The sequence below is a fragment of the Nocardia sp. NPDC059154 genome (assembly GCF_042755705.1).
In the GTDB taxonomy this organism is placed as follows: domain Bacteria; phylum Actinomycetota; class Actinomycetes; order Mycobacteriales; family Mycobacteriaceae; genus Nocardia.
In genome coordinates this window covers 22999-30769 of sequence record NZ_JBHZCS010000098.1, presented here as the reverse complement: position 1 = coordinate 30769, position 7771 = coordinate 22999, and the positions used below count along the sequence as shown (strand labels likewise).

8 protein-coding genes and 1 pseudogene are annotated in these 7771 nt (G+C 67.4%); 4 read left to right on the top strand and 5 right to left on the bottom strand.

Annotated elements, in window-relative coordinates:
* The 4 genes and pseudogenes from ACFXN1_RS46545 to ACFXN1_RS46530 all read left to right on the top strand — a co-directional run.
* The coding region (locus ACFXN1_RS46545; protein WP_379463981.1) for a transposase at window positions 1–1065 on the top strand (1065 nt) is incomplete at its 5' end.
* Between the two features lie 188 nt (window positions 1066–1253).
* The gene (locus tag ACFXN1_RS46540) at window positions 1254–1901 is read left to right on the top strand and encodes a helix-turn-helix domain-containing protein (protein ID WP_379405179.1); all 648 of its coding nucleotides are present in this window, start codon (window positions 1254–1256) and stop codon (window positions 1899–1901) included.
* Between the two features lie 173 nt (window positions 1902–2074).
* Window positions 2075–2263 carry a hypothetical protein gene (locus ACFXN1_RS46535; protein WP_379444085.1) on the top strand — a complete coding sequence of 63 codons (189 nt, stop codon included), beginning with the start codon at window positions 2075–2077 and terminating at the stop codon, window positions 2261–2263.
* Between the two features lie 267 nt (window positions 2264–2530).
* A pseudogene (locus ACFXN1_RS46530) lies at window positions 2531–2668 on the top strand (IS630 family transposase); the annotation flags it as partial.
* Window positions 2669–2917: 249 nt separating this feature from the next.
* Here the strand turns inward: ACFXN1_RS46530 and ACFXN1_RS46525 are convergent.
* From ACFXN1_RS46525 to ACFXN1_RS46505, 5 genes are all read right to left on the bottom strand, one after another.
* The gene (locus ACFXN1_RS46525; RefSeq protein ID WP_379444086.1) at window positions 2918–4108 is read right to left on the bottom strand and encodes an NAD(P)/FAD-dependent oxidoreductase; all 1191 of its coding nucleotides are present in this window, start codon (window positions 4106–4108) and stop codon (window positions 2918–2920) included.
* 168 nt (window positions 4109–4276) lie between these two features.
* On the bottom strand, window positions 4277–4855 hold the full coding sequence (locus tag ACFXN1_RS46520; protein WP_379444087.1) for a HutD family protein: 579 nt from the start codon (window positions 4853–4855) through the stop codon (window positions 4277–4279).
* On the bottom strand, window positions 4852–6084 hold the full coding sequence (locus tag ACFXN1_RS46515) for an allantoate amidohydrolase (RefSeq protein ID WP_379405187.1): 1233 nt from the start codon (window positions 6082–6084) through the stop codon (window positions 4852–4854). The genes ACFXN1_RS46520 and ACFXN1_RS46515 overlap by 4 nt, the downstream gene beginning before the upstream one ends.
* Window positions 6081–6401, bottom strand: a complete 321-nt coding sequence (locus tag ACFXN1_RS46510) for a WhiB family transcriptional regulator (protein ID WP_379444089.1) — start codon at window positions 6399–6401, stop codon at window positions 6081–6083. Before ACFXN1_RS46510 ends, ACFXN1_RS46515 begins: the two co-directional genes overlap by 4 nt.
* Window positions 6398–7723, bottom strand: coding sequence for an FMN-binding glutamate synthase family protein (locus ACFXN1_RS46505; RefSeq protein WP_379405191.1), 1326 nt, complete (start codon window positions 7721–7723; stop codon window positions 6398–6400). Before ACFXN1_RS46505 ends, ACFXN1_RS46510 begins: the two co-directional genes overlap by 4 nt.
* Between the last annotated feature and the right edge of the window lie 48 nt (window positions 7724–7771).

Below are 7771 nucleotides of genomic sequence, written 5' to 3'. Positions count from 1 at the left end.
TCGATCATCGCCGCGCTCGAGACCGGCCGCAGTTCCTGGACCGCGCCGCTGGACGCGCAACGACTCCGCCCCGGCGCGGATATTCTCGCGGTGACTGCCTCCCAGATCCGTGACCTCGTGGAACGGCTCATCGCCGCGGGACAGTGGCGCGAGAACGACCCGGACATGCTGTTCGTGCTCGATGCCGGCTACGAGGGTCCGCGCCTTGCCCACCTGCTGTCGGATCTGCCTGTGCAGATCCTGGTGCGACTGCGCTCGGATCGGGTGTTCCGCCGCCCGGCTCCGAAATATCAGCATCCGCCCCAAGGTGGCCGGCCCGCTCGCCATGGCGGGGAGTTCATCTTCAAAGACCCGGCCACCTGGGGTGCTGAAGATGTCACAACCCGTACTGACACAAGGCTTTACGGCACGGCGACCGCGCTGGCATGGAACCGACTGCACCCACGGTTGCAACGCCGGACCACCTGGGCAGACTGGGTCGGGCCGATGCCGATCCTCGAAGGCACCGTGATCCGGCTGACGGTCGAGCAACTACCCAGTGGTGGAGTGAACAAACCCGTCTGGCTGTGGTGGTCGGGCACCGACGCCACCACCGTCGATGTCGATCGGTGCTGGCGAATGTTTCTGCGGCGCTTCGATATCGAACACACCTTCCGAATGTGGAAACAGACACTCGGCTGGACCTGCCCGCAGTTGCGTGACCCCGGATCAGCTGACCGATGGACCTGGCTGATCATCACCGCATATACCCAGCTACGGCTGTCCCGGCCCCTGGCTGCGGACCTACGCCTGCCATGGGAGAAACCCGCTTCACCACAACGCCTTACACCCGCCCGGGTCAGGCGGGGGTTTCGTCACATCCGCACAAAGACGGGCTCTCCCGCGGGTGCACCGAAACCCTCCCGGCCCGGACCGGGACGCCCACCCGGGGTGAAGAACCGGCATCATGCCGCTCGCCATGACGTGGGATTGGTCCTGGTCACCGGCCACGCCTATACCCGCCCGGCCCACCACAAGAAGGGCACCAAACCCCGCCGAACAGCGCAAACACCCAGCGGAGGTTAAATTTCAAGCTGAGCCCTTGACCAGGGTGGCGACGAACTATCTGTCCAATAGGGTGTCCGCGACACGCTCCTTGCGACGGGTCCCACTGCAAGCTGGACTGCGCAAGCGACGCGAACTCATCGCTTCCTGGTTGACTGCTTCCAGAGCGCCGGGTCCACTGCGGGGAAACCCCCTGGTAGGCTGGGTGGATGGCCAGCCCGCAGCGTCCCGTGCACCACGACACCGTGCAGCGTGAGGTCCCGGCGGACAGGCCGACCGGCGTCGACCTCGAACGGGTCATCGCGGCGCAGGTACGCAAGCTACGGCTGTCGAGTGGACTGTCGGTCGGCGACATGGCGACGAAGATCGGCATCTCGAAGGCGATGCTGTCGAAGATCGAGAACGCGCAGACCTCGTGCAGTCTGTCGACGCTCGCACGACTAGCGGCCGGCTTGGACGTGCCGGTGACTTCCCTGTTTCGTGGCGCGGACACGGCGCGGGACGCGGTGTTCACCTCGGCCGGGCAGGGTGCCGAGATCGTCGGGCGCGGTACCCGGGTCGGACACCACTACGAGATGCTCGGCGCGCTGCGCGGCCAGCACAAGCGGCTCGAACCGGTGCTGGTGACCCTGACCAACGCCAGCGAGGTGTTCCCGCTGTTCCAACATCCGGGCACCGAGCTGCTGTACATGCTCGAGGGCGAGATGGTCTACGGACACGGTGAGGGCGAGTACCGTCTGCGCCCCGGTGACGCGCTGCTCCTCGACGGCGAGGGCCTGCACGGCCCGAACGAGTTGGTGCAGTTGCCGATTCGCTTCCTCGCCGTCACCGCCTATCCCGACAACCATCAGAGCTGAACTCACGACCGCACGGCTCGGAACCCCCGGGTCACGCACTGCAGGGGTGACTGCCGCGGCATGCCATGTGACTCCCGACGCTCGTGGCGTGGGACACATAGCGAACCAAGAGGCTGCTCCTCGAGGCCGGCGCCGACGAGGTCGGTTCGTTCGGACTGGCCAGCGCTCCGCATATGCTCGGGAAGTCCGGCCAGAGCATTAAGTACGACGACGTCACCCTGCGCGACCGCATGGCCTACGACGGATTGCAGGACATCTTCACCGATCAGCCGAAGGGCAAGGTCACCAAATCCGCCAACTCCGGCGACCGGTTCGTCTCCTGCGAGGAGCAGGACGCCTTCGCCGACGCCTCCCATCAATGAGTCTCCCGCGTCTGGAAGGACGGCCTGTTCGACTCTGAGGTCGTACCGGCGGCCATCCCGCAGCGCAGCGCGGCACAATCCAGGTCACCCAGGACGAGGGCATCCAGCGGTGGCGGCAGGAAACGACCGCCGGGTGCTGCGCACCATCCCGTCCAGACAGGCATTGGCCGGGGTTATGCGAAGGATCAAGCAGGCCACCGGACCGGCGACAATCTCGCTGCGGCTGGGGTGGCTGCTGCGGAAGATCAACCCGATCCTGCGGGGTTCGACGTCCAAGCCTGGATCCAGTCGTGGGACGAAAACCCGAAACCCTTCGTCTGGACCAAAACCGCCGATCAGATCCTCGACAGCCTCGCCCACTATTGCCGCAAACTTACGGCGCTAAACAGCGAATCAGCACACTAGCAGTGTGTAGAAGGTGTTGCGGGAGATGCACAGGCGGGACACGTTCAACCGTGTCCCGCCTGCGAACCCAGCGAGCGCTGCGACGATGTCCGGATTCATCGAAAACCCTCTCTTCCACCCATCCCAGACTGTCGCAGGGAGCGGGCCGTCAGGTGTCCTCAATGTCTCGGTACATCAATCGTCCCTGCATGTCCTGAACTCAAGCAGGTAGTTGGGGCTACCAGAATCGCGAACAGGCAGCGGAGCCGCCTACCGCATCTCGCCGGCGCCCTCGTAGGGGTTGAGGCTCAGCAGCAGGTCGCCCTCCGTGAATCGGGAGTATCGGAAGTCCGCGGGGTTCACGTTCGGGAGCGAGGTGTGACCGTCGATCAGCAGGTCGGCGACGAGTTTGCCGACGGCGGGCGAGATCTTGAATCCGTGGCCGGAGAAGCCCGTGGCGAGGAATAGGCCGTCGACGGGGGACGGGCCGATGATCGGGTTGTAGTCCGGTGTGACGTCGTAGGCCCCGACGTAGGAACCGGTGATCCGCGGGTCGGGCATGTCCGGAAGCCGGTTGCTCAGCTTCAGGATGTTCTTCTCGATCGTGGCGACATCGGCCCGGTTGACGTACTCGTCCGGATCGATGTACTCCGGCGCCTGGTGGTCGGAGTTGCCGACCAGCAGTTCGCCGTTTGGCTCGCGGCAGATGTACTGCAGCCCTGCCAGGTCGGACAGCACCGGTACCTGTGGGGTGGGTACGCCCTGATCGACGAGGACGAGTTGTGCGCGTTGCGCTTTGACGTCGATGTCGACGCCGACGCCCGCTGCCAGGGCCGGCGTCCAGGGGCCCGCGGCGACGATGACGTGCTCGGCGTGGACTTCCGAGCCGTCGGTCAGCGTGACGCCGTATACCGTGCCCGCGTCGTTCTGCAGGAGCGAGATCACCGGTGTGCTCTGTTTGATCTTGACGCCCATCTTCCGGGCGGTCGCCGCGAACGCCATGCCCGTCATGTAGGCCTCGCCGCGGCCGCCGAGCGGTTCGTAGGCGAAGAGGGAGAAATCGTCGAGGTGCAGGCCCGGCCACAGCTCGGCCATCTTGTCGTGGGTGATGAGCTCGGTGGCAATGCCAAGGCCCTGCATCATCTCGATGTTCGCTTCGAGGGGCTTGACGTTGTTCTCGCCGACACCGACGACGTAGCCACACTGGCGGAACGCCATGTCGTCGCCGAAGATCTCGGTCGCGCGAGTGAAGATGTCGACGCCGTACCACGACATCGCCGCCAACGACGGTGTGCCGTAGTGGCATCGGACGACACCGCTGGACTTGCCGGTCATTCCCGAGCACAGCGTGTCGCGCTCGAGCACCAGCACGTCGGTCTCGCCTCGGTCGGCGAGCGAGTAGGCGATGGCCAAGCCTTCGAGGCCGCCACCGACGATCACGAACTTGGTTGTTTCCGTCACGTGAGGATCCTTTGGTAACAGGGCCTCCCGCAGCGGGGAGGTTGGCTGCGATGGGTGCAGGTTGTTCGGACAGTTGGTTTCTGCATATGAATCAGTGTCTCATATCAGGAAACGCCATGGGCATGAGAAGGGTGTTACGACATCGTCAGGGCCCGGTGACGCCGATCGTCAATCGGGGTTGTGGCTCTTCGGAGTTCGGATCCGAATGACTAGACCGCGCGCGCTCCCGCGCAGGGTGACTTCGTCGTGCCGCACGACGATGCAGTCACCCGCCGCGGCCCGATGCGACGCGGCGACCGCGGTCCCGCAGCGGACGAACAGCGCAGTCACCTCGTCCGGCTGACTGGTGACAGGGCACGCGCCCAGGTCCACGGGCTCGACCGTGGCGCCGACCTCGGGCGTGGACGCCATTACGTTCAACGCGCGGGTGGCCCCCTCGGGGGTGCAGCGCGGGGCCTGCGCGCCGTCGAATTTCCGGGGTCGCCACGGGGTCACGGTTTCGGAGCGGGACTCCCAGTCCAGTGTGACTCCGTGGTCGCCTACGACCGTGAAGATCCGGTCGATGCCCTCGAATGCCGAGAAGACGCTGGGTGTGGAACCCAGATCGGCGACGCTGATCCGCCAGAGCGGCAGTCCCGCAGTCGAGCCGGGCCCCGAGGCGATCTCCTCGGTCACCCCCGCACCGTTCTTCCACGGAACGCGGCGCCGGTCGGAGACGCGGACGACCGCCACGGACGGCCCGGTCATCGTGTGCCGGCCGTCCAGTGCGCCATGACGTCGGCCAGGGCCTCCGCCCCGATGTTGCAGTCCTTCTCCTCGGCGAACTCGTGCGGGGAGTGCGACACCCCGGTCGGGTTGCGCACGAACAGCATCGCGGTCGGGACCTTGGCGGCGAGGATGCCCGCGTCGTGTCCCGCCTGGGTGGGCAGGACGGGAATGTCACCGAGGTGGGAGAGTGCGCGCCGCAGTCGTTCGCGCGGCTCGGAGGGGAACTCGACGATCGGCGTGATCGACTCGGCGAAGACGTCGAGCCCGATCTCGTCCACGGACGAGTGGCGATGCGCCTCCGCCTCGATCTCGGCGACCAGTTTGGTCAGTGTCGCCTCATCGGCGGCGCGGGCGTCGAGCCAGGCCTTGATCTCCGAGGGAATCGCGTTCGCCCCGTTGGGCAGGACCTCGAGCTTGCCGAACGTGGCCACCGCGCCCAGTCCCTCCGCTGCGGCGCGGGCGCTGTGCACCGATGAGGCGTAGGCCAGCATCGGATCCCTTCGGTCGACGAGGCGGGTCGCGCCGGCGTGGTTGGCCTCCCCGGTGAAGGTGAACTGCCAGCGGCCGTGCGGCCAGATCGACGACGCGACGGCGATCGGCTTGTTGACGAGGTCGAGTGCACGACCCTGCTCGACGTGCAGCTCGACGTAGACGCCCACCCGGTCGACGAGCGTGTCGTCGACGCCGGCGTGCTCGGGTGTGCGTCCGGCCCGGGTCATGGCCTCCGCCAGGGTGATTCCGTCGCGGTCGCGCAGCCCCAGTGCCCGCTCGGGGGTCAGGGCGCCGGTCGTGAGTTGGCTGCCGACGCACGCGACCCCGAACCGCGCACCCTCCTCGTCGGAGAAGGCGGTGATCGCGATAGGTACCGTCGGGACGACACCGCGGGCGCGCAGGATGTCGACGGCGGCGAACGCCGACACCACACCGAGCGGCCCGTCGAAGGCGCCGCCGTCGGGTACCGAGTCGAGGTGGGATCCGGTGACGAATGCGCCGGTGGGTTCGCCGACCCACCCCTCGGGAAGCCACCAGGCCCAGAGGTTTCCGTTGCGGTCCTCCTCGACGTCCATGCCGCGCTCTGTGGCGCAGCCGCGGAACCACTCACGGAGCGTGAGGTCAGCGTCGCTCCAGGCGAACCGTCGGTAGCCGCCGGTCGCCTTGTGCTGACCGACGTCGATGATCGACGCCCAGAGCGAGTCGAATGCGGTCATGCGGTCTGTCCTCTCGAAAGGTGTGCTGTGTGGTCCCAGTGCGTTCGGCGGAGGGAGTGCGGTGGGAGCCAGCGGTATCGGGGCAACTCGTCGGCCGACACCCCGCCCCAGACGCCGTGGGTCTCGCCCGCCCGTGCCGCGAACCCGCGGCACTCGTCCCGTACCGGGCAGTCGGCGCAGACCAACTTGGCGCGGTGGACCAGTTCCGGTGTGTCGCCGAAGAAGTCGACGTCACGGGTACGGCACCGGGCCCGGAGTTGCCAATCCCACGCCTCGACGACAGGAGTGGGCAACGTGACGGAGTGTTCCCGGTTCACATCACGCCGGGGATCCAGGTGGTGCCGGCCAGCGGGACGCGGGCCATCGCGGACGCCTCGACGGTCAGCGCGACGAGGTCCTGCGGTTCGAGGTTGCGCAAGTGGGACTTGCCGCAGGCGCGGGCGATGGTCTGGGCCTCCATCGTGAGCACCCGCAGGTAGTTGGCGAGGCGGCGGCCGCCCTCGATCGGATCGAAGCGGGCCTGCAGCTCCGGGTCCTGGGTCGTGATGCCGGCCGGGTCCTTGCCGTCCTGGAAGTCGTCGTAGAAGCCGGCGGCAGAGCCCAGCTTCTCGTACTCGGCCTGGTACTTCGGGTCGTTGTCGCCCAGCGCGATGAGGGCCGCGGTGCCGATCGCGACTGCGTCGGCGCCGAGCGCCATCGCCTTGGCGACGTCGGCACCGGACCGGATGCCGCCCGAGACGATCAGCTGCACGCCGCCGGGCGTGCGGTGCATGCCCATCTCCTGCAGTGCCTGCACGGCCTGCGGGATGGCGGCCAGGGTGGGGATGCCGACGTGCTCGATGAACACGTCCTGGGTGGCGGCGGTGCCCCCCTGCATGCCGTCGACCACGACGACGTCGGCGCCGGCCTTCACCGCGAGCTTGACGTCGTAGTAGGTGCGGGTGGCGCCGACCTTGACGTAGATCGGCTTCTCCCAGCCGGTGATCTCACGTAGCTCGATGATCTTGATGGCGAGGTCGTCCGGCCCGGTCCAATCCGGGTGCCGGCACGCGCTGCGCTGGTCGATGCCGACCGGCAGGGTGCGCATACCGGCGACCCGCTCGGTGATCTTCTGGCCCAACAGCATTCCGCCGCCGCCGGGCTTGGCGCCCTGCCCGAGGACGATCTCGATCGCGTCGGCCTTGCGCAGGTCGTCGGGGTTCATGCCGTAACGTGACGGCAGATACTGGTAGACGAGGTGCTTGGACTGGCCGCGCTCCTCCGGGGTCATGCCGCCGTCGCCGGTGGTGGTCGACGTTCCGACCTCGCTGGCTCCGCGGCCCAGTGCCTCCTTGGCCCGGCCCGAGAGCGCACCGAAGCTCATGCCCGCGATGGTGACCGGAGTCTCCAGGCGCAGCGGGTACTTCGCGTGCCGGTCACCGAGCACGACATTCGTCTCGCACTTCTCGCGGTAGCCCTCGAGCGGGTAGCGCGACATTGACGCGCCGAGGAACAGCAGGTCGTCGAAGTGCGGGACCTTGCGCTTGGCGCCCCAACCGCGGATGTCGTAGATACCGGTGGCGGCGGCGCGCTGGATTTCGTGGATGACGCCGCGGTCGAAGGTGGCCGACTCGCGGAGACCGGGCTGGAACGTCGTCATGGTGTACTCCTGGGTGTTCGCGGGAAAGGCAGGCGTGTGCGCGCCGGG

Coding starts and splice junctions, on each gene's coding strand:
- ACFXN1_RS46540 (WP_379405179.1), top strand. CDS start 1,254: ATGGCCAGCCCGCAGCGTCCCGTGCACCACGACACCGTGCAGCGTGAG.
- ACFXN1_RS46535 (WP_379444085.1), top strand. CDS start 2,075: ATGCTCGGGAAGTCCGGCCAGAGCATTAAGTACGACGACGTCACCCTG.
- ACFXN1_RS46520 (WP_379444087.1), bottom strand. CDS start 4,855: ATGACCGGGCCGTCCGTGGCGGTCGTCCGCGTCTCCGACCGGCGCCGC.
- ACFXN1_RS46515 (WP_379405187.1), bottom strand. CDS start 6,084: ATGACCGCATTCGACTCGCTCTGGGCGTCGATCATCGACGTCGGTCAG.
- ACFXN1_RS46505 (WP_379405191.1), bottom strand. CDS start 7,723: ATGACGACGTTCCAGCCCGGTCTCCGCGAGTCGGCCACCTTCGACCGC.